The 22064-nt window shown below is 65.4% G+C and carries 14 protein-coding genes; 9 read left to right on the top strand and 5 right to left on the bottom strand.

Going from position 1 to position 22064, the window contains the following annotated elements:
- The first annotated feature begins 10 nt into the window (after positions 1-10).
- Complete coding sequence (locus ACX1DW_RS07670) at positions 11-3115, top strand: efflux RND transporter permease subunit (protein WP_458993135.1); 3105 nt, start codon at positions 11-13, stop codon at positions 3113-3115.
- Positions 3112-4590: an efflux transporter outer membrane subunit gene (locus ACX1DW_RS07665; protein ID WP_458993134.1), complete on the top strand. Its 1479-nt coding sequence runs from the start codon at positions 3112-3114 to the stop codon at positions 4588-4590. Before ACX1DW_RS07670 ends, ACX1DW_RS07665 begins: the two co-directional genes overlap by 4 nt.
- 84 nt (positions 4591-4674) lie before the next feature.
- Here the strand turns inward: ACX1DW_RS07665 and ACX1DW_RS07660 are convergent, their stop codons facing one another.
- The 5 genes from ACX1DW_RS07660 to ACX1DW_RS07640 form a co-directional block, all read right to left on the bottom strand.
- Positions 4675-5667 carry a TRAP transporter substrate-binding protein gene (locus ACX1DW_RS07660; RefSeq protein WP_458993133.1) on the bottom strand — a complete coding sequence of 331 codons (993 nt, stop codon included), beginning with the start codon at positions 5665-5667 and terminating at the stop codon, positions 4675-4677.
- A gap of 146 nt (positions 5668-5813) precedes the next feature.
- On the bottom strand, positions 5814-7247 hold the full coding sequence (locus ACX1DW_RS07655) for an efflux transporter outer membrane subunit (protein ID WP_458993132.1): 1434 nt from the start codon (positions 7245-7247) through the stop codon (positions 5814-5816).
- Positions 7244-10414 (bottom strand): efflux RND transporter permease subunit, encoded by a 3171-nt coding sequence (locus tag ACX1DW_RS07650; RefSeq protein WP_458993131.1) that lies wholly within the window; start codon positions 10412-10414, stop codon positions 7244-7246. Before ACX1DW_RS07650 ends, ACX1DW_RS07655 begins: the two co-directional genes overlap by 4 nt.
- A gap of 95 nt (positions 10415-10509) precedes the next feature.
- Positions 10510-11739, bottom strand: a complete 1230-nt coding sequence (mexE, locus tag ACX1DW_RS07645; protein WP_041105470.1) for a multidrug efflux RND transporter periplasmic adaptor subunit MexE — start codon at positions 11737-11739, stop codon at positions 10510-10512.
- A gap of 358 nt (positions 11740-12097) precedes the next feature.
- Positions 12098-13015 (bottom strand): LysR substrate-binding domain-containing protein, encoded by a 918-nt coding sequence (locus tag ACX1DW_RS07640; RefSeq protein ID WP_013982836.1) that lies wholly within the window; start codon positions 13013-13015, stop codon positions 12098-12100.
- Positions 13016-13273: 258 nt separating this feature from the next.
- On the opposite strand from ACX1DW_RS07640, the gene ACX1DW_RS07635 reads away from it, so the two are divergent.
- The 7 genes from ACX1DW_RS07635 (at position 13274) to ACX1DW_RS07605 (ending at position 22054) form a co-directional block, all read left to right on the top strand.
- Positions 13274-14290 (top strand): zinc-dependent alcohol dehydrogenase family protein, encoded by a 1017-nt coding sequence (locus tag ACX1DW_RS07635; protein WP_458993130.1) that lies wholly within the window; start codon positions 13274-13276, stop codon positions 14288-14290.
- A gap of 106 nt (positions 14291-14396) precedes the next feature.
- Positions 14397-15254 (top strand): SDR family oxidoreductase, encoded by an 858-nt coding sequence (locus ACX1DW_RS07630; protein WP_458993129.1) that lies wholly within the window; start codon positions 14397-14399, stop codon positions 15252-15254.
- A 35-nt stretch (positions 15255-15289) separates the two neighbouring features.
- The gene (gene ku / locus ACX1DW_RS07625; protein WP_013982834.1) at positions 15290-16246 is read left to right on the top strand and encodes a non-homologous end joining protein Ku; all 957 of its coding nucleotides are present in this window, start codon (positions 15290-15292) and stop codon (positions 16244-16246) included.
- A gap of 3 nt (positions 16247-16249) precedes the next feature.
- Positions 16250-17170: a non-homologous end-joining DNA ligase gene (gene ligD / locus ACX1DW_RS07620; protein ID WP_458993128.1), complete on the top strand. Its 921-nt coding sequence runs from the start codon at positions 16250-16252 to the stop codon at positions 17168-17170.
- Positions 17171-17338: 168 nt separating this feature from the next.
- Positions 17339-20404 (top strand): formate dehydrogenase-N subunit alpha, encoded by a 3066-nt coding sequence (fdnG, locus tag ACX1DW_RS07615; protein WP_458993127.1) that lies wholly within the window; start codon positions 17339-17341, stop codon positions 20402-20404.
- Positions 20405-20414: 10 nt separating this feature from the next.
- Positions 20415-21353: a formate dehydrogenase subunit beta gene (gene fdxH, locus ACX1DW_RS07610; RefSeq protein ID WP_017244542.1), complete on the top strand. Its 939-nt coding sequence runs from the start codon at positions 20415-20417 to the stop codon at positions 21351-21353.
- Complete coding sequence (locus ACX1DW_RS07605; RefSeq protein WP_045632103.1) at positions 21350-22054, top strand: formate dehydrogenase subunit gamma; 705 nt, start codon at positions 21350-21352, stop codon at positions 22052-22054. The genes fdxH and ACX1DW_RS07605 overlap by 4 nt, the downstream gene beginning before the upstream one ends.
- Positions 22055-22064: the final 10 nt, after the last annotated feature.

Here is a 22064-nt window from a genome sequence, read left to right as displayed (position 1 = left end):
GGGGGCAGGCATGAACCTTTCAGCCCCGTTCATCGCCCGCCCGGTGGCGACCATGCTGATGAGCCTGGCGATCCTGCTGCTCGGTGGGGTCAGCTTCGGCCTGCTGCCGGTGTCGCCGCTGCCGAACATGGACTTCCCGGTGATCACGGTGCAGGCCAGCCTGCCCGGCGCCAGTCCGGAGATCATGGCTTCCAGCGTGGCCACGCCACTGGAGCGCTCGCTGGGCAGCATCGCCGGGGTCAGCCAGATGACCAGCCGCAGCAGCCAGGGCTCGACGCGGATCATCATCCAGTTCGATCTGGATCGCGACATCAATGGGGCTGCCCGCGATGTGCAGGCAGCGATCAACGCCGCGCGCAACCTGTTGCCCAGCGGCATGCGCAGCATGCCCACCTACCGCAAGATCAACCCGTCCCAGGCGCCGATCATGGTGCTTTCGCTGACCTCAGACGTGCTGGACAAGGCCGATCTGTACGACATCGGCTCCACCATCCTGGCGCAGAAGCTGTCGCAGGTGTCCGGCGTTGGCGAGATCCAGGTCGGTGGCAGCTCGTTGCCGGCGGTGCGCGTCGAATTGCAGCCGCAACAGCTGGAACAGTACGGCGTTTCGCTGGACGAGGTGCGCCAGACCATCGCCAATGCCAACGTGCGCCGGCCCAAGGGCATGGTCGAGGACGCCGACCGGCACTGGCAGGTGCGCGCCAACGACCAACTCCACCAGGCCGCCGACTACACGCCGCTGATCATCCGCTACCAGGACGGCGCCGCGCTGCGCCTGGGTGACGTGGCGCAGGTTCGGGACTCGGTCGAGGACCGCTACAACAGCGGTTTCTTCAACAATGAGCAGGCGGTGCTGCTGATCGTCAACCGCCAGGCCGGTGCCAACATCATCGAAACCATCGAAGGCATTCGCCGTGAGTTGCCGGCGCTGCAGGCCATCATGCCGGGCAGCGTCGACCTGGATATCGCCATGGACCGCTCGCCGGTGATCCGCGCCACGCTGCACGAGGCCGAGCGCACGCTGCTGATCGCGGTGGGCCTGGTCATCGTGCTGGTGTTCCTGTTTCTCGGTCGCCTGCGCACCGCGCTGATTCCGGCGCTGGCGGTGCCGGTGTCGCTGGTCGGCACCTTCGCGGTGATGTACCTGTTCGGCTTCTCGCTGAACATCCTTTCGCTGATGGCACTGATCCTGGCCGCCGGCCTGGTAGTGGATGACGCCATCGTGGTGCTGGAGAACATCGCCCGGCATATCGATGAAGGCATGCCTCCGTTGAAGGCCGCCTATGTCGGTACCCGCGAAGTCGGATTCACGTTGCTGTCGATGAACCTGTCGCTGGTGGTGGTGTTCGTCTCGATCCTCTACATGGGCGGCATCGTCGAGCGGCTGTTTCGCGAGTTCTCCATCACCCTGGCGGCAGCGATCCTGGTGTCCCTGCTGGTCTCGCTGACGCTGACGCCGATGCTCTGCGCGCGTTGGCTCAAATCCCACGAAGCGGCGACGGAAGGGCGCCTGCAGCGCTGGAGCCACGCGGCGCACCAGTGGCTGCTGCGCTACTACGATCGCTCGCTGAGCTGGGCGCTGCGTCATCGGCGCATCACCCTGTTGAGCCTGCTGGCGACCATTGCGCTGAACGTGGTGCTCTACGTGCAGGTGCCCAAGACGTTCCTTCCACAGCAGGACACCGGTCAGCTGACCGGCTTCATCCGTGGCGACGACGGCCTGTCGTTCCAGGTCATGCAGCCGAAGATGGAAATATTCCGCAAGGCGGTATTGGCCGATCCGGCAGTGGAGAGCGTAGCCGGCTTCATCGGCGGGCAGGGCGGCATCAATAATGCCTTCATGATCGTGCGCCTCAAGCCCCTGAGCGAGCGCAAGATCTCGGCGCAGAAGGTGATCGAGCGCATCCGCAAGAACCAGCCCACAGTGCCCGGCGGGCGCATGTTCCTCATGGCCGACCAGGACCTGCAGTTCGGCGGCGGCCGGCAGAGCAGCTCGGCCTATTCCTACACGCTGCTGGCGAGTGATCTCGGCGACCTGCGCACCTGGGTGCCACGGGTCACCCAGGCGCTTTCGGCGCTGCCCGAGCTGACCAGCATCGACGCCAATGATGGCGAAGGAGCGCAACAGATCACCCTCAAGGTCGACAGGGATGCCGCCAAGCGTCTGGGCATCGACATGAGCACGGTGACCACGCTGCTCAACAACGCCTTCAGTCAGCGACAGATTTCCACTATTTACGAGGCGCTCAACCAGTACCGCGTGGTAATGGAAATCGACCCAGGCTACGCCGATTACCCTGAGGTGCTCGAACAGATTCATGTCATCACCGGGGACGGTCGCCGTGTTCCGCTGGCGGCCTTCGCACGCTACGAGCGCAGTCTGGAAGAAGACCGGGTCAGCCATGATGGCCAGTTCGCTGCGGAGAACATCGACTTCGACCTCGCCCCGGGCGTCAGCCTCGACCAGGCAACGCTGGCGATCGAGCGGGCGGTGGCGGCAATCGGCCTGCCGAGCGAGGTACAGGGCCGTCTCGGCGGCACCGGCAGCGCCTTCGAGAGCACTCAACAGGGCCAGCCGCTGATGATCCTCGGCGCCTTGCTGCTGGTCTACATCGTGCTGGGCATTCTCTATGAGAGTTACATTCACCCGCTGACCATTCTCTCGACGCTGCCATCGGCCGGAGTCGGCGCGCTGCTGGCGATCATCCTCACCGGCAACCAGTTCAGCCTGATTTCGTTGCTCGGGCTGTTCCTGCTGATCGGCGTGGTGAAGAAAAACGCGATCCTGATGATCGACCTGGCGCTGCAGTTCGAGCGCCAGGACAAGCTGTCGCCCGCCGAGTCGATTCACCAAGCCTGCCTGTTGCGCTTTCGCCCGATTCTGATGACCACCATGGCGGCGATCCTTGGCGCGCTGCCCTTGCTGCTCGGCGGCGCGGAGGGCGCCGAAATGCGCCAGCCGCTGGGCCTGACCATCATCGGTGGCCTGCTGCTGAGCCAGATCCTGACCCTCTACACCACGCCGGTGGTCTATCTGTACCTGGACCGTCTGCGTCATCGTTTCAACAGCTGGCGCGGTGTACGCACCGATGCCGCCCTGGAAAATTCGCTATGAGCCCGTTGTCGCTGAAGATGCCCCTGCAACCCATCGCCGCTGCCGTTCTGGCTCTGTCGTTGAGTGCCTGTACCCTGGGCCCGGACTATCAACGGCCGGAACTGCCGGTAGCCGCCGAGTTCAAGCAGGCCGAAGGCTGGAAGCCGGCGTCACCGGCCGATGTGCTGGCGCGTGGCGAGTGGTGGCGGCTTTATGGCGATGCCGAGCTGGACGCCCTGGTCGGCCGGCTGAATGTCGACAATCAGAACCTGGCAGCGGCCGAGGCGCAGTTCCGTCAGGCCCGGGCACTGGTACGTGGTGCACGCTCGCAGCTGTTCCCGATCCTTTCCGGCAGCGCCGGCGTGACCCGTTCGGCGCAGGGCAGCGGTAGCTCGGACACCAGCGGCGGCTCGTTCGGCAGTGGCGTCAGCGAAAGCTACGAAGCAGGCCTGAGTGCGTCCTGGGAAGCGGACATCTGGGGCCGGCTGCGGCGCAATCTGGAAGCGAACCGCGCCAGCATGCAGGCCAGCGCCGCAGACCTGGCCGCGGTGCGGCTGAGCCTGCAGGCCGAGTTGGTGCAGACCTACCTGCAACTGCGGGTGATCGACGAACATCAGCGCCTGCTCGATCAGACCGTCGCGGCCTACGCACGCTCGCTGCGCCTGACCGAGAACCAGTATCGGGCCGGTATCGTGCCGAAATCCGACGTCACCCAGGCGCAGACACAACTCAAGAGTACCCAGGCCCAGGCTATCGACCTGCGCTGGCAGCGGGCGCAGATGGAACACGCGATTGCCGTGCTCATCGGCGTTGCGCCCTCGGAGCTGGACATCGCGGTGCGCGAGGACATCCCGGCGCTGCCGGGCGTGCCGCTAGCCGTGCCGTCACAGTTGCTGGAGCGGCGTCCCGATATTGCCGCCGCCGAGCGCCAGGTCATGGCGGCCAACGCCAACATCGGCGTCGCCGAAGCGGCCTGGTATCCCGACCTGACGCTCTCCGCCAGCGGTGGCTACCGCAACAGCAGCTTCAGCGACCTGTTCAGCGTGCCCAACCAGTTCTGGTCGCTCGGCCCGCAACTCGCGCTGACACTGCTGGACTTCGGCAGCCGGCGCGCCGAACTGGAGCGTGCCGAAGCCAGTTACGACCAGACCGTGGCCACTTACCGGCAGACCGTGCTCGACAGCTTCCGCGAGGTGGAGGATTACCTGGTGCAGCTGCGAGTCCTGGAAGAGGAGGCGGTGGTGCAGCGCGAGGCGCTGGAGGCGGCACAGGAGTCCCTGCGTCTGATCGAGAACCAGTACCGGGCAGGCACCGTCGATTTCCTCAGCGTTGCCACGGTGCAGACCACCGCGCTGAACAACGAGCGCACCAATCTGACCCTGCTGGGCGATCGGCTGACCGCCAGTGTGCTGCTGATCGCCGCGCTGGGCGGTGGCTGGGACAGCGCGCAGCTGGATCAGTCACCGACGGCTGCGGCTTCGCCGGACGCGCCCTGATTCCAGTCGCGAGGTCGCTGCCGGAAAAAAAGCCCCGCATGATCGGCGGGGCTTTTGCGTCCTAAGCGGCGTCGCGCGCGGCGGTCATTTGCGCTGCTTGCGATTGACGGTCTGGGCTGCCTTGATGATGTCGGCGCCGATCACGGGTTCGAACTGCTGCCAAACCGGACGCATCGCTTCGCGCCAGCGCTCGCGCTCTTCGGGGGTCAGGCTGACGATTTCGGTCGTTCCCGCCTGGCGAATGCGTTCGCGGTCGGCCTGATTCAGTTCCTCGGCCTCGCGGTTCACCATGTAGCTCACCTCGTCGAGGATGGCTTCCAGCTCGAAACGAATCTTGTGCGGCATGCCCATCCAGAAGCGGGTGTTGCTGACCACCATATAGTCGAGCACACCGTGGTCGCTCTCGATGATGTAGGGCTGCACGGTATGCATCTTCTTGCTGTAGATGTTCGACCACGGGTTCTCCGCGCCCTGTACGGTACCGGTACGCAGGGCGTCGTAGACATCGGCGAAGGCGATCTTCTGGGTTGAGGCGCCGACAGCACCGAACTGCGCCTCGAGCACGGCAGAGGGTTGGATGCGGAAGCTCAGCCCCGAGGCATCGCTCGGCAGGCGCAGCATGCGGGTCGCCGAAAGCTGCTTCATGCCGTTGTGCCAGTAGGCCAGGCCGGTGATGTTCTGGTCTTCCATGGAGCGCAGCAGCTGCTTGCCCTTGGTGCGCTTCTGGAAGCGGTTTACCGCGTCGATATCGTCGAACAGGAAAGGCAGGTCGAATACCTGCAGCTGCTTGGTGTACTGCTCGAACTTCGCCAGTGACGGCGCCAGCAGCTGCACTTCGTTGTTGCGCAATGCCTCCAGCTCCGTGGCATCACCGAACAGCATCGAGTTCGGGTAGACCTCGACACGTACCTGCCCGGGCAGGCGCTCCTCGGCGAGTCGCTTGAACATCAACGCACCCTTGCCCTTGGGGGTGTCCTCAGCCACAACATGGGAAAACTTGATGACGACGGGCTCTGCCTGGGCCAGTGCGCTGGCGGCCGCCAGCACAAGCCCGGCAAGGGTAATGATCGGCTTCATGAAAGACTCTTTATTCTGGTTGGTTGGCAGTGCATCCGTGCGGCTGAGCCACAGGACACCTCTAGGCTTTCAGCCGCCCGTTATGCCAAAGATAGATGACGACTGAAAGCGCTTTCCCCAACCAACCAGACGGGAGCGGCACCGTGTCACATTTTCGCCTGACCGGCCGCGGAAACCGCTAGGCGAGCCGACTGACCACCGAGGTCCCAGCCACCCCCGAGCGCCTTGTACAACGAGACAACCGAGCGGTAGACCTCCACCTCGGCCTGGGCCTGGGCATCCTCGGCCTGCAGTCGCTCGCGTTCGGCATCGAGCAGCACGAGAAAGTCAGCCGTGCCTTCGCGATAGCGGATTTCCGCCTGCTGTGCGGCGGCGCGGCTGGCCGTTGATTGGCGAATCAAGGAGAGCAGGCGCTGCTGGGCGTTGGCGTAGTCGCTGAAGGCGTTTTCAGATTCCTCCAGCGCCAACAACACTTGCTGTTCGTAACCCGCTAGAGCAGCGTCGGCATCCGCCTCGGCACCGCGCAGACGGGCGCGCACGCTGCCCAGGTCGAACGCCGCCCAGCTGATGCTCGGCGCCACGCCCCAGGCCTGTGCGGCGCTGGAGCCGATCTGCGAGCCGCGCCCGGCGATGAAGCCGAGAAAGCCCGACAGACTCACCCTCGGAAACAGATCGGCTGTGGCCACGCCGACGTTTGCAGTCGCGGCGGCCAGCTGGCGTTCGGCCGCACGAATGTCCGGGCGTCGGCGCAACAACTCGCCGGGGTCGCCGATCGGCAGCGCCTTGGCAATCGCCGGCAGCTCGCGCGGCGAGAGGTCGACGCTGAGCTGATCGGCGCGCTGGCCGAGCAAGGTGGCGATGCGGTTGCGCGCACGCACCTGCTGTGCCCTGAGCTGCGGCAGGCTGGCCTCGGTGGCCGCCAGACGGGCATCGGCGCGCAGCACATCGAGTTCGCTGCCGACACCCGCTTCGCGCAGCTGCTCGGTCAGTTCATGGGAATTGCGCTGGTTGGCCAGGTTGTCGCGGGCGATGCGCTCGCGCAGCTGGGCGCCACGCAGCTGACCGTAGGCATCCACCAGCTCGGCGACCAGGCTGACCTGCAATTGATAGAGCTCGGCCTCGGCGGCCTCGGCCTGCGCTTCGCTGGCCTCCAGGCTGCGCTGGATACGGCCGAACAGGTCTAGTTCCCAGGCCATGTCCAGGCCCAGATCGTAACGTTCGGCGTTCACCCGTTCTTCGCTGAACCCCGGTTGCTGGGCCTTGCCGATATCAGCGCTGGCGCCGGCGGTGACGGTCGGCAAATGATCATTGCTGATGTCGTCGCGAATCGCTCGGGCCGCACGCAGGCGGGCATAGGCGATGCGCAGCTCGCGGTTTTCATCCAGCGCTTCGCCGACCAGGGCGTCCAGCGTCGGGTCCTCGAACTGCCGCCACCAGGCCGCCTCGAAGCGCGAACGGTCGTGGCCGCCATGCTCGGCCTGAAGCAGCCGCGCCGGCTCCGGTTGAGGCGCGCGGTAGTCCGGACCGACCGCGCAACCGGCGATGGTCAGGGCGAGCAGGGAAAGGGTGAAGAACTTCATGCGCGGGCCTCCTTGAATACCGCCTTGCGCGCTTCACGCTTCTCGACGAAGGCGCGAATCACCAGATAGAACACCGGGGTCAGCAGCAGCCCGAAGAAGGTCACCCCGAGCATGCCGCTGAACACCGCAACACCCATGGCATGGCGCATCTCGGCGCCGGCCCCGCTGGAAAGCACCAGCGGTACCACGCCCATGATGAAGGCGAAGCTGGTCATCAGGATCGGCCGCAGGCGCAGGCGGCAGGCCTCCAGAGTGGCGGCCAGCCGGTCCATGCCTTCTTCCTGCTTGTCCTTGGCGAACTCGACGATCAGGATCGCGTTCTTGCACGCCAGGCCCACCAGCACGATCAGGCCGATCTGGGTGAACACGTTGTTGTCGCTGCCGGCCAGGATCACCCCGGTGATGGCCGAGAGCAGCGTCATCGGCACGATCAGGATCACCGCCAGCGGCAGGCTCCAGCTCTCGTACTGCGCGGCCAGCACCAGGAAGGCCAGAAGCACGCAGAGCGGGAAGACGAACACCGCGGTGTTGCCGGCGAGGATCTGCTGGTAGGTCAGCTCGGTCCACTCGTAGGTCATGCCGTTGGGCAGCTCGGTCTGGAGCAGTCGTTCCATGGCTGCTTCGGCTTGCCCTGAGCTGTAGCCCGGTGCGGCGGCGCCGTTGATCTCCGCGGTGAGGAAGCCGTTGTAGTGCATCACCCGGTCCGGGCCGGCGCTGTCCGTGACGCTGACGAAGGTCGACAGAGGGACCATCTCGCCGCGGTTGTTGCGCACCTTTAGCTGGCCGATCTGCTCTGGCGCGAGGCGGAACTTCTGGTCGGCCTGGACGTTGACCTGATAGGTGCGGCCGAAGCGGTTGAAGTCGTTGGCATACAGCGAGCCGAGGTAGACCTGCATGGTGTCGAAGATGTCATCGATGGCCACGCCGTGGGTCTTGGCCTTCTCGCGGTCGATATCGGCGTCCACCTGCGGCACGTTGACCTGATAGCTGGTGAACAGGCCGGCCAGTTCCGGATAGTCGGCGCTCTTGGCGATGACGTTCTGCACCTGCTTGTACAGCTCTTCATAGCCGAGGTTGCCGCGATCCTGCACCTGCACGCGGAAGCCGCCGATCGTGCCCAGGCCCTGTACGGGTGGCGGCGGGAAGATGGCGATGAAGGCATCCTGGATCTGCGCGAACTGGCCGTTCAGGTCCGCCGCGATGGCGTTGGCCGAGAGCGACGGGTCCTTGCGCTCATCGAAGGGCTTGAGCGGGGTGAAGACGATGCCGCTGTTCGGGCTGTTGGTGAAACCGTTGATCGACAGCCCCGGGAAGGCCACGGTGTTCTCCACGCCCGGATGCTTGCCGGCGATTTCCGACATGCGCTTGATCACATCCTCGGTACGGTCCAGGGTGGCGGCGTCCGGCAGCTGGGCGAAGGCGACCAGGTATTGCTTGTCCTGCTGCGGAACGAAGCCGGTCGGGGTACTGGCAAAGCCCAGATACCCCAGGCCCACCAGGCCGACGTAGACCAGCAGGGCCACGGCACTGCCGCGCAGGATGCGCCGTACCATGCCAACGTAACCATGGCTGGCGCGGTCGAACATGCGGTTGAAGGGGCGGAACAGCCAGCCGCCGAACAGTCGGTCGAGCAGCCGTGAGAAGCCGTCCTTCGGCGCATCGTGGGCTTTGAGCAGGGTCGCAGCCAGCGCCGGCGACAGGGTCAGCGAGTTGAACGCCGAGATCACCGTGGAGATCGCGATGGTCAGCGCGAACTGCTGATAGAACTGCCCGGTCAGGCCGGAAATGAACGCAGTCGGGATGAACACCGCGCAGAGCACCAGGGCGGTGGCGATGATCGGCCCGGTGACTTCCTTCATGGCCTGGCGGGTCGCCTCTACCGGCGACTTGCCGAGGCCGATGTTGCGCTCGACGTTCTCCACCACGACGATGGCGTCATCCACCACGATGCCGATGGCTAGCACCAGGCCGAACAGCGACAACGCATTGAGCGAGAAACCGAGCAGGTGCATCACCGCGAAGGTGCCGATCAGCGACACCGGCACGGCGGCCAGCGGAATGATCGAGGCGCGCCAGGTCTGCAGGAACAGGATCACCACCAGCACCACCAGCACGATGGCTTCGAGCAGGGTGTGCACCACCGCCTCGATGGAGCCGCGCACGAAGATGGTCGGGTCGTAGACGATCTCGTAATCCACGCCCTGGGGGAAGCTCTGCTTGAGCTCGGCCATGCGCTCGCGCACCAGGTCCGAGATGGCGATGGCATTGGAGCCCGGGCGCTGGAAGATCGGGATGGCCACCGCCGGCTGGTTGTTCAGCAACGAGCGCAGGGCGTACTGGCTGGAACCCAGTTCGATGCGGGCGATGTCCTTCAGGCGGGTGATCTCGCCGTCCTCGCCGGCGCGCACGATGATGTTCTCGAACTCCTCCTCGTCCACCAGGCGCCCCTGGGTGTTGATCGACAGCTGGAAGTCGGTGGCGCCCGGTGCCGGCGGGGCGCCCAGGGCACCGGCGGCGACCTGACGGTTCTGCTCGCGGATGGCGTTGACCACGTCGGTGGCGGTGAGGTTGCGCTGGGCGACCTTGTTCGGGTCGAGCCAGACGCGCAGGGAATAGTTGCCCAGGCCAAACAGCTGCACGTCGCCCACACCGTCCAGCCGCGCCAGCTCGTCCTTGACGTTGAGCGCGGCGTAGTTGGACAGGTAGAGCATGTCGTAGCGGTTATCCGGCGAGGTCAGGTGCACCACCATGGTCAGGTCGGGGGAGGCCTTGTCGACGGTCACGCCGAGGCGCTGCACCTCGGTGGGCAGGGTCGGCATGGTGCGCGTCACGCGGTTCTGCACCTGCACCTGGGCGTTGTCCAGGTCGGTGCCGAGGGCGAAGGTGATGGTCAGCGTCAGCTTGCCGTCGGCGGTCGCCTGGGACGACATGTAAAGCATGCCCTCGACGCCGGTGATGGCCTGTTCCAGCGGCGAGGCAACGGTTTCGCCGATCACCTTGGGGTTGGCGCCGGGGAAGTTGGCCCGCACCACCACGGTGGGCGGCACCACTTCCGGATATTCGCTGATCGGCAGCTGGAACAGCGAGATGGCGCCGCCGATGAGGATCACCAACGACAGCACGGCGGCGAAAATCGGCCGCTTGATGAAGAATTGCGAGAAATTCATGGCGCACTCCGGAGTAGGGCGCGGCGGGCGCGCCCTGGCGGATCGATCGGATGGGCGCGACTGGCGCGCCGGAGTTCAGGACTGCTGTCGGACGGTCAACTGCTCGGGCGCTGGGCCAGGGTGCGCTCGTCGACCTGCGGCTTCATCGCCTCGCTGATCGCACGGTTCTGCTGCTTCAGCGCCGCCAGCGTCTCGGCGTCGGCCATGGGCACCGACTCGGGCTGCACCGGGCTACCCGGGCGTACGCGCTGCAGGCCGTTGACCACGATGCGCTCGCCCTTGGCCAGGCCATCGCGCACGATGCGCAGCCCTTCGAGCTTGGGCCCGAGCTCGACCGGCCGGTAGGCCACGGTGCCGTCCTCGGCCAGTACCAGGACGAACTTCTTGCCCAGGTCAGTGCCCACCGCTACGTCCTTGATCAGTACCGCCTCGTAGGTCGGGCTGCCGACCAGCTTCAGCCGTGCATACAGCCCGGGGGTAAAGCTGCGGTCGCGGTTGTCGAACACGGCGCGGCCGCGAATGGTGCCGGTACGCGGGTCGACCTGGTTGTCCATGAAGTCCATGTGGCCCAGATGCGGGTGGCCGTCCTCGTCCGAGAGGCCGAGATAGACCGGGGTCGCCTCGCCACGGTCGCCCTGGCGCGCCAACTCGCGGTACTTCAGGTACAGACGTTCGTCCGCTTCGAAGTAGGCGTAGACCTTGTCGGTGGAGACCAGCGTGGTCAGCAGGGCCTCGCCGGCGTTGACCAGGTTGCCGGCCGTGATCAGCGCGCGGCCGGCACGGCCGTCGATGGGCGCCGTCACGCGGGTGAAGGAGAGGTCCAACTGGGCCTTGTCCAGCTGCGCCTGGATCGCCGCGACTGCCGACTTCGCTTCGCTGGCGGCACTCACGCGGGCATCGGCCAGTTCGGCGGAAATCGCGTTCTTCTGCCGCAGGCGCTCGCCGCGCTCGGCTTCGGCGGCGGTGCGCTGCTGGGTGGCGCGGGCCTGTTGCAGCTGCGCCTGCAGACGCTTGACCTCGGCCTGGAACGGGCGTGGATCGATCTGGAACAGGAGGTCGCCTTTTTTCACCAGCGCGCCTTCCTCGAAGGCCACCTTGTCGATGAAGCCCGAGACGCGCGGGCGGATCTCCACCGACTCCGGCGCCTCCAGGCGCCCGGTGACCTCGTCCCACTCGGTCACCTGCTGCTCGATGACTTCAGCCACGCTGACCGCAGGCGGCGGCGTACCCGACTGGGTGGCCTCCGGTGCCTTGCCGCAGGCGGCGGTGATCAGCACCGTCAGGGCAATAAGGGGAAAACGCAAGGCGTTGAGCGAACGTTCCATGCTTGACTCCGCAAGTCGGATTTGTTGATGGCAGGAGTCTGCGTGGTCAAGCCGTTCAGCAGAAATCGAACGGGCCAAAGGTGAATATCATTGGCGGTGATGGTTGGGCATTCGATATCAGCGCGGGGCGAGGACGTCGTGCGAGGTGTTGGTGCCGTTGCGTCAGTATGGACACTCGGGATGGGATTCGTAGGGTGGGCTTTAGCCCACCAATGGGCGTTGAGGCCTGAGAGCGCTTGGTGGGCTGAAGCCCACGCTACGGGACTGCTAGAAGGAGCTGCAGGGGCAGGGTATTGGAATGACGAGGCGGTGTGCTTGGGGCGGCATACGCGTGGAAAAGGCTGCGCCGTTTTCCACCCTACAGACTATCCGGGTCGCCGACGAACATCTGGATACGCGAGCGCAGCCAGCGTTCGGCGGGGTCGTTGTCCTGAGCGCCGCGCCAGGCCATGGACAGTTCGAAGTCCTGGCTGGTCTGAAACGGCAGCGGTTCGGCGCGCACGCCACCATTGGCCGCCAGTGCCGCGGCGGCGTAGTCCGGAACGGTGGCGATGATATCGGTGCCGGCAAGCAGGCTGGCCAGGCCGTTGAACTGCGGCACCGCCAGGACCACCTTGCGCTTGCAGCCGTGCAGCGCCAGTTCCTCGTCGATATAGCCGTTGAGATCGCCGGCAAAGGAGACCATCGCATGCGGACGGCTGCAGTAGTCCTCCATGCTCAGCCGGCCTGGAATGCTGTCGGCACGCAGCAGCATCGGTTTGGGCCGGCGCAGTACCTTGCGCTTGGCGTTGGCCGGCAGCTCCTCGGTGTAGCAGACGCCCACCGAAATCTCGCCGGACGCCAGCAGGCCGGGCATCAACAGGTAGTTGGCGCGCCGCACCACCAGCACCACGTCCGGTGCCTCGGCGCGCAGGCGGCGCAGCAGCGGCGGTAGCAGGGCGAACTCGACTTCATCGGTCAGGCCGATGCGAAACACCTGGGTGCTGGTGGCTGGGTCGAAGGTGGAGGCGCGGCTGACGGCGGTGGAGATCGAGTCCAACGCCGGCGACAACAGCTGGGCGATGTCCAGCGCGCGGGCAGTGGGTTCCATGCTCCGACCGGTGCGCACGAACAGCGGGTCGTCGAACAGCGCGCGCAGTCGGGCCAGCGCGGCGCTGATCGCCGGCTGGCCGAGAAAGAGCTTCTCGGCGGCGCGGGTCACGCTGCGCTCGTGCATCAGCGTTTCGAAGACGATCAGCAGATTGAGGTCAACACGGCGAAGGTCGTTGCGATTCATGCCTGGTTCACGTCGAGCCTGGTGGCCGGACCGCGGTCCGGTTCGGTGGGTCGCTGCATTCTAGACAGCTTGCGCAGACGAGCGCATGCCCGATCCCGCTTTCGAAATGCACAAAGCTGCAATGCGCCGGCAAGCATACATACGTAGTTCCATCATTACTGCGCATGGGAACTATCAATGGGAATCCACGCCGTTCACTGGAGTTGTGACGATACTGACGATAGAGTCCGTTTGCACAGTAGTAAGCGAGGGGTCGCAATGTCCCGCATCATCCGTTTTCATCAGTTCGGCCCGGCCGACGTATTGCGTCAGGAAGAGCGCGCGGTGCCGGTTGCCGGCCCGGGCGAGGTCCTGATCGGCGTGCGCGCCGTCGGCGTGAGCTGGAACGACGTGCTCTGGCGGCAGGACCTGGCGCCGCGCCATGCGCGTCTGCCCGCCGGGCTCGGCAGCGAGGTGGCGGGCGAGGTGCTGGCGGTGGGAGAGGGCGTCCAGGGCTTCAGCGTCGGCGACCAGGTGGCGGGTTTCCCCGCCCACGATCTCAATCAGTACCCGCTGTATGCCGAACACGCGCTGCTGCCGCAGCAGGCCCTGGTGCATTACCCGGACATGCTCAGCGCCAGCGAGGCGGCGATCCACTATACGCCGATGCTGGTGAGCTATTTCGCCCTGGTCGAACTGGCTCAGCTGGAGCCCGGGCAATACGTGCTGATCAACCAGGCCGCGCATTGCACCGGACCGGCAGCCGTACAGCTGGCCAAGGCGCTGGGGGGGCGGGTGATCGCCACCTGCGACACCAGCGAGGACCGCGACTACCTGCGCGAGCTTGGCGCGGAGACGGTGATCGTCACCGAAGAGGAAGACCTGGTCGGCCGTCTGCAGAAGGTGACCGAAGGCCGCGGCGTCGAGGTGGTGCTGGATGCCTGTGGCGGCTCGCAGATGAAACTGCTCGGCGATGTCATGGCGCCGCTGGGCAAGCTGATCCTCTATGGCATGAACGGCGGCAACGAAACGGCCCTGCCGGTGTGTGCGGCCTTCAAGAAGAACTTCAAATTCTTCCTGCATTGCCTTTGCGACTTCACTGGGCAGCCGGAGCTGGGCATCGAGCAGAACCGCGAGGCCGTCGAACGCGCGCTGCAACACATCAACCAACTGACCGTCGACCGCCTGGTGCGTCCGCAGGTCGACCGGCAGTTCCCCTTCGAGCAGGCAGTCGAAGCCCACCAGTACGTCGAAAGCGGCGTACCTCGTGGTCGTGTCGTGCTGACGCTGAACTGACCATCCGAGGGCCCTGTACAGGGCCCTCTCATCGCCCCGCAGAAACTTTTCGCGCGCCGTTCCAGTCCTCCGAAGACAGGCTCACTACCTTGACGGAGGATTTTCCATGGCCGATGACAATCAGACCCTACCCCCACAGAAGCAGGCAGAACCCGGCAAGGAAGGGCTGATGAACCCGCGGCCGCAATATCGCGGGGAGGACTACAAGGCGGCCGGCAAGCTCGCCGGCAAGGTCGCCATCATCACCGGTGGCGACAGTGGTATCGGCCGCTCGGTGGCGGTGCTGTTCGCCCGCGAAGGTGCCGACGTGGCCATCCTCTACCTCGACCAACACCAGGATGCCGAGCAGACACGCAAGGACGTCGAGCAACACGGCCGGCGCTGCCTGACCTTCGCCGGTGACGTGGCCGACCGCGATGTCTGCCGCAAGGTCGTCGACGAGACGCTGGCGCAGTTCGGCAAGCTGGACATCCTGGTCAACAATGCTGCCGAGCAGCATCCCCGCGATCGTTTCGAGGACATTCCACCGGAGCAGTGGGAGCAGACCTTCCGTACCAACGTGTTCGGCATGTTCCAGCTGACTCAGGTGGCGTTGCCGCACCTGCAGAAAGGCGCCTCGATCATCAACACCAGCTCGGTGACCGCCTACAAGGGCAATCCGATGCTGATCGACTATTCCTCCACCAAGGGCGCCATCGTCGCCTTCACCCGTGCCCTGGCCATGAGCCTGGCCGAGCGAGGCATCCGAGTGAACTCGGTGGCGCCGGGACCGATCTGGACGCCCCTGATTCCCTCCACCTTCGATGCCGACAAGGTCGCCGAATTCGGCTCCAACGTGCCTATGAAACGGCCCGGTCAGCCTGAAGAGGTGGCGCCGGCCTACGTCTATCTGGCCAGCAGCGATGCGTCCTATGTCAGTGGGCAGGTGATTCACGTCAACGGCGGCACCGTGGTCAACGGCTGACCGCGGGCCGGCACCTACGCGAAGGAGTACAGGGTATGCCACGCACGATCTGGAAAGGCGCGGTCAGTTTCGGACTGGTACACATCCCGGTGGCGCTGGTGCCGGCCACTACACGGCAGGGCATCGATTTCGACTGGCTGGACAAGCGCAGCATGGATCGGGTCGGTTACAAGCGCATCAACAAGACCACCGGCGAGGACATCGACAGCGAGAACATCGTCAAGGGCGTCGAGTACGAGAAGGGCCACTACGTGGTCATCAGCGACGACGAGATCAAGGCGGCGCATCCCAAAGCCACGCAGACCGTGGACATCGTCGCCTTCGTCGACGCCAAGGACATTTCCTTTCTCTACATCGACACGCCGTACTACCTGACCCCGGACCGGCGTGGGGAAAAGGTCTATGCGCTCTTGCGCGAGACGCTGATCCAGACCGGCAAGGTCGGCATCGCCAACGTGGTGCTGCGCAACAAGCAGCATCTGGCGGTGGTGATGCCGCTGGGCAAGGCGCTGGTGATGAACACCCTGCGCTGGGCCGACGAGGTGCGCGGCGTCGAATACCTCGAGCTCAAGGACGAAGCGCTCGATCCGGACCTGGCCGAGCGCGAACTGGACATGGCCAAGCGTCTGGTGGAAGACATGACCGAGAAGTGGAAGCCGGAGCAGTACAAGGACACCTTCCAGGACCAGATCATGGACCTGGTGGAGAAGAAGGCACGCGAAGGCAAGCTGGAAGCCGTGGGCGGGCCGGAAGAGTCGGTGGATCGCCGCTCGGCGGATGTCATCGACCTCACCGAGCTGCTCAAGCGCAGCCTGGCTGCCAAGCCGGGCAAGGCGCGCGCCGCCGAGGCGGACGAAGAGGACGATGCGCCGGAAAAGGCGCCAGCCAAATCCAAGCCTGCGAGCAAGGCCAAGACCAGCAAGTCGTCCAGCTCGTCACGCACACGCAAGGCACCGGCGGCGAGCAGCAAATCCAGCAAGAAGGCCAGCTGAGGCATGGCCGCGCGAAAGGACAGCGCTCGCCCACTGGCAGGCGGTGTCGGCATCAGCAGCCATCAGCGGGTGATCGACGAGGCCAGCGGCACCACCAAGCTGGCGCTGGCAGAGTATTACCTGGCGGTGGCGGACCGGCTGGTGCCACAGCTCGCCGGGCGACCGCTTTCCATCGTCCGTGCGCCGGAAGGTATCGGCGGCGAGAGCTTCTTCCAGCGTCACTGCGGCCGGTTGAAGATGCCGCACATGCGCGCGCTGCCGAAAAACCTCGATCCCGAGCACGCCCGGTTGATCCAGGCCGACAACATCACCGCCGTCATCGAGGCGGTGCAGATGGGCAGCGTCGAATTCCATACCTGGAACGCCCGCAGCGATCGCATCGAGCGACCGGACCGGGTGATCTTCGATCTGGATCCGGACCCGGCACTGCCCTGGGCGAGCATGGTCGAGGCTACCGAGCTGACCCTGGCGCTGCTGGACGAGCTGGGGCTGCGCGCCTTCCTCAAGACCAGCGGCGGGCGCGGGATGCATGTGGTGGTGCCGATCGAGCGGCGCCACGACTGGGATTGCGCGCGCAGCTTCGCGCGCTCGGTGACGGAGCGGCTGGCGCGGGAGTCGCCGCAGCTGATCGTCGGCAAGATGGGCCCGCAGAATCGTGTCGGGCGCATTTTCGTCGACTACCTGCGCAACCAGAAGGGCGCCAGTACCGTCGCCGCCTACTCGGTGCGGGCGCGGCCCGGCCTTGGGGTGTCGCTGCCGGTGAGCCTGGAAGAGGTGCGCCACCTGGAAGGCGCCGATCAGTGGCGGCTGGGCAACGTCCGCGACTACCTGAGCGCGCGCAGCGACGATCCCTGGGCCGACTACGGCAACACTCGCCAGCGGCTGGGACGGGAGCTGCTCGAGCGGTTGCGCGAGGACCGCTAGGCTGCCCTTTGTGCCTGTCGCAGCCCCGATTCTGACCGGGCGGCAGCGCATTCCGACCACCTTGTACCCCCGGCGGTAGAGCCGCCCGTCATCCCGTCTGAACCTCTGCCAACCGCAGCCAGTCGACCCTCTACCAGTGTGGCCGAGCATTCATGAAAGGAGATACCGATGACGGTACGAGTATCCCGGCGGCAGTTTCTCAAGTTCGGCGCTGCCGGCTTGGGCGCTTCCAGCATGGCGATGATGGGCTTCGCCCCGGAGGAGGCGCTGGCCTCGGTGCGGCATTTCAAGCTCACCGGCGCCAAGGTCACCCGCAACATATGCACATACTGCTCGGTCGGTTGCGGCATGTTGCTGTACGCGCGCGGTGACGGCGCGATCAACAGCCATGACCACATCTTCCATGTCGAGGGCGATCCGGACCATCCGGTCAGCCGCGGCTCGCTATGCCCGCGGGGCGCCGGTGTGCTCGACTTCATCAGGAGCGACTCGCGGGTGCGCTACCCGCAGGTGCGCGAGCCGGGCACGGATGAGTGGAAGCGCATCAGCTGGGATGAGGCGCTCGACCGCATCGCCCGCCTGATGAAGGACGACCGCGACCGCAATTTCGAGAGCCAGGACGAGGAGGGGCGGCAGGTCAACCGCTGGATGACCACCTCCATGGTGGCGGCCTCGGCCTGCACCAATGAGACGGCGTACCTGACGCAGAAGATCACTCGGGCGCTGGGCATTCTCAAACTCGACAACCAGGCGCGCGTCTGACACGGACCGACGGTGGCAGGTCTTGCCCCTTCATTCGGTCGCGGTGCCATGACCAACAGCTGGGTCGACATCCGCAATGCCAATATTGTCCTGTCCATGGGCGGGAACTCGGCCGAGGCGCATCCGGTGGGCTTCCGCTGGGTCATGCAAGCCAAGGAGCGCAGCGATGCGATCCTGATCTCCATCGACCCGCGCTACAACCGCACCACCGCGGTGGCGGACTATCACGCCTGGATCCGCACCGGGACCGATATCGTCTTCCTTGGCGGGCTGATCAGCTACCTGATCGAGAATGACCGCTACGCCCACGAATACGTGCTGCATTACACCGACGCGGCGCACCTGGTGCGCGAAGGCTTCGAGTTCAACGACGGGCTGTTCACCGGCTACGACGAAGAGCGCCACCAGTACGACAAGGCCACCTGGAACTTCGACCTCGACGAGCAGGGCTTCGTCCGCCGCGACGAGACACTGCAGCACCCGCACTGCGTGTTCCAGCTGATGCGCCAGCACTACAGCCGCTACACGGTGGAGATGGTCGAGCGCGTCTGCGGCATGCCGCAGGCCAAGGTCCTGCAGCTATGGGAGTTGCTGGCGCAGAGCGCGGCGCCGGACAAGACCATGACCATCCTCTATGCCCTGGGCTGGACGCAGCACTCCATTGGCGCGCAGATGATCCGCACCGGTGCCATGGTCCAGCTGCTGCTGGGCAACATGGGCATGCCGGGAGGCGGGGTCAACGCGCTGCGCGGGCATTCCAACATCCAGGGGCTGACCGACATAGGCCTGCTGTCCAATCTGCTGCCGGGCTACATGACGCTGCCGGCGGCTGGCGCCCAGCGCTACGAGGACTACATCCGCGAGAAGATCCGCAAGCCGTTGCTGCCCAATCAGGTGTCGTACTGGAAGCACTACGAGCGTTTCTTCGTCAGCATGATGAAGGCGTTCTATGGCGAGGCGGCAACAGCCGATAACGACTGGTGCTACGACTGGTTGCCGAAGCTGTCCGAGCCGCTGTACGACGTGCTCTACGCGGTCAACGACATGACCAAAGGCAAGATGACCGGCGCCTTCTGCCAGGGATTCAACATCCTCGCGGCGTTCCCGAACAAGGCGAAGGTGCTGGATGGGCTGTCGAAGCTCAAGTGGCTGGTGGTCATGGATCCATTGGCCACCGAGACCGGCGAGTTCTGGAAGAACCATGGCGAGTTCAACGACGTCGACCCGAGCCAGATCCAGACCGCGGTGTTCCGCCTGCCGACCACCACCTTCGCCGAGGACGACGGCTCGATCACCAACAGCTCGCGCTGGCTGCAGTGGCACCACCAGGCGGCACCGCCGCCCGGCGAGGCGAAGACCGACACGGCGATTCTCGCCGGATTGTTCCATCGCCTGCAGAAGCTCTACCAGCAGGAGGGCGGAGCCTTCCCCGAGCCGATCCTCAACCTGACCTGGGACTACAGCGACCCGGCGCATCCCGCCGCGTCGGAGCTGGCCAAGGAATACAACGGCCGCGCGCTGGCGGACATTGATGACCAGGGGCGGATCATCCGCCGCAAGGGCGAGCTGCTCAACGATTTCGGAGAGCTGCGTGCCGACGGCTCGACCTCCTGCGGTTGCTGGATCTACTCCGGTTCCTGGACCGAGCAGGGCAACATGATGGATCGGCGCGACAACTCCGACCCATACGACATCGGCGTCACCCTCGGCTGGGCCTGGGCCTGGCCGCTGAATCGGCGGATTCTCTACAACCGCGCCTCGGCCCGCCCGGACGGCACGCCTTGGGACCCTAACCGCGCGCTGGTGTGGTGGAACGGTGAACGCTGGGTCGGTGCCGACGTGCCGGACTACCCGGTGGCCGCACCGCCGGAGGACGACGTCAAGCCGTTCATCCTCACCGAGAGCGGCACCGGGCACTTCTTCGCCAGCGAGTGGCTGGGCGAGGGGCCGTTTCCCGAGCACTACGAGCCACTGGAATCGCCGATTCCGAACAATCCGCTGCACCCGGACAACCCGCTGGCCTATCACAATCCGGTTGCCCGCATCTTCGCCGAAGATCGACATACCTTCGGCACCTACGAAGAGTTTCCGTATGCGGCGACCACCTACCGCCTCACCGAACACTTCCACTACTGGACGACCCACGTGCTGCTCAACGCCATCGTCCAGCCGGAAAAGTTCGTCGAGATCGGCGAGGTGCTGGCTGGCGAGCTGGGCATCGCCGCGGGGGAAAAGGTGCGGGTTCGCTCCAAGCGCGGGCATATCGATGCGGTGGCGGTGGTGACCAAGCGCCTGCGTCCGCTGCAGGTGGACGGGCGCACCGTGCATCAGGTCGGTATCCCGATCCACTGGGGCTTCACCGGCGTGGCGAGAAAGGCTCACCTGACCAACACGCTGACCCCCTTCGTGGGCGACGGCAACACCCAGACCCCGGAATTCAAGTCGTTCCTGGTGAACGTCGAGAAGCTATAGGAGACGCCTGATGCGAGGTGACCAGATCAACCTGCAGAACATCATCGCGCGTTCGGCGACCACCGAGCCTTCGCCGCAGATCCGCTCCGGCGGCGTGGAGAAGGTGACCAAGCTGATCGACGTGTCGGTGTGCATCGGCTGCAAGGCCTGCCAGGTGGCGTGCATGGAATGGAACGACCTGCGCGACGAGGTCGGCGAGTGCGACGGCACCTACAATGCCCCGCAGGACCTGACCCCGTCGTCGTTCGAGGTCATGCGCTTTTCCGAGTACGAGAACGAGGAGGGCGACCTGGAGTGGCTGATCCGCAAGGACAACTGCATGCACTGCGCCGAGCCGGGCTGCCTGAAGGCCTGCCCGTCGCCCGGTGCCATCGTGCAGTACGCCAACGGCATCGTCGACTTCAATTCCGAGCACTGCATCGGCTGCGGCTATTGCGTGGCCGGGTGCCCGTTCAACATCCCGCGCATCTCGAAGAAGGACAACAAGGCCTACAAGTGCACGCTCTGTTCCGATCGCGTCTATCACGGCCTGGAGCCGGCCTGCGTGAAGAGCTGCCCGACCGGCTCGATCCAGTTCGGCACCAAGGAGCAGATGCTCGACTACGGCGCGCACCGGGTCGAGAAGCTCAAGGAGCGTGGCTTCGAGAACGCCGGCATCTACGACCCGGCCGGCGTCGGCGGCACCCATGTGGTGTACGTGCTGCAGCATGCCGACAAGCCGGAGATCTACAGCGGTCTGCCGAAGGACCCGCATATCAGCCCGACGGTGGAGCTGTGGAAGGGCGTGACCAAGCCGATCATGTCCGCGGTACTGGGCGTCTCGGTGCTGGCCGGCTTCTTCCACTACATGACCAAGGGACCGAAGGAAGAACCGGAGGACGATCCCGAGGCGGAAAACGCCGCGGCGGACCGTGAACAGGATCTGCGTGACGAGGAGCGGCGGCCATGAGTCATTCCAACGTACGCAAGGGCATCCTGCGCTATGGCCCCTGGGCGCGGGCCAATCACTGGATCGTCGCGATCTGTTTCGTGCTGCTCACCCTGAGCGGACTGGCGCTGTTCTACCCGGCGTTCTTCGGCCTCACCGCGCTGTTCGGCGGGCCGGAGCCGACGCGCATCGTGCACCCGTACATCGGTGTGTTCATGACGCTGTTCTTCCTGATCCAGGCGGTGCGCTTCTTTCGCGCCAATCTGTTCCGCCGCTACGACGTGCAATGGGCGCGGCAGATCGGCGACGTGCTGTCCAACCGGGACGAGCGCCTTCCCCCGGTGGGGCAGAACAACGCCGGGCAGAAGCTGGTGTACTGGGTATTCCTGGCCACGGTGCCAGTGCTGCTGGTAACCGGTGTGGTGCTCTGGCGGCCCTGGGTGGCCAGTGAAATGCCGATCTGGGCGCTGCGCTGGGCGGCATTGATCCACGCGGTGACGGCCTTCGTCGCCATCCTCACGCTGATCATCCACGTCTACTCGGCCATCTGGGTCAAGGGTTCGATCCGCGCGATGACCCAGGGCCGGGTCAGCCCGGCCTGGGCCCGGCATCACCACAAGCTCTGGTACGACGAGGTCATGGCCGGCGAGAAACGTGGCGACGAGACGGCCTTGCCCCATCGCGAGCCCGGCGATGCCGCGGCGTCCAGAACCCGAACATGACTGACCAACA

It is taken from the genome of Stutzerimonas sp. KH-1 (genome assembly GCF_054483855.1).
Note: the sequence above shows the minus strand (reverse complement) of the source record. Positions and strands in the feature narration are given on the sequence as shown.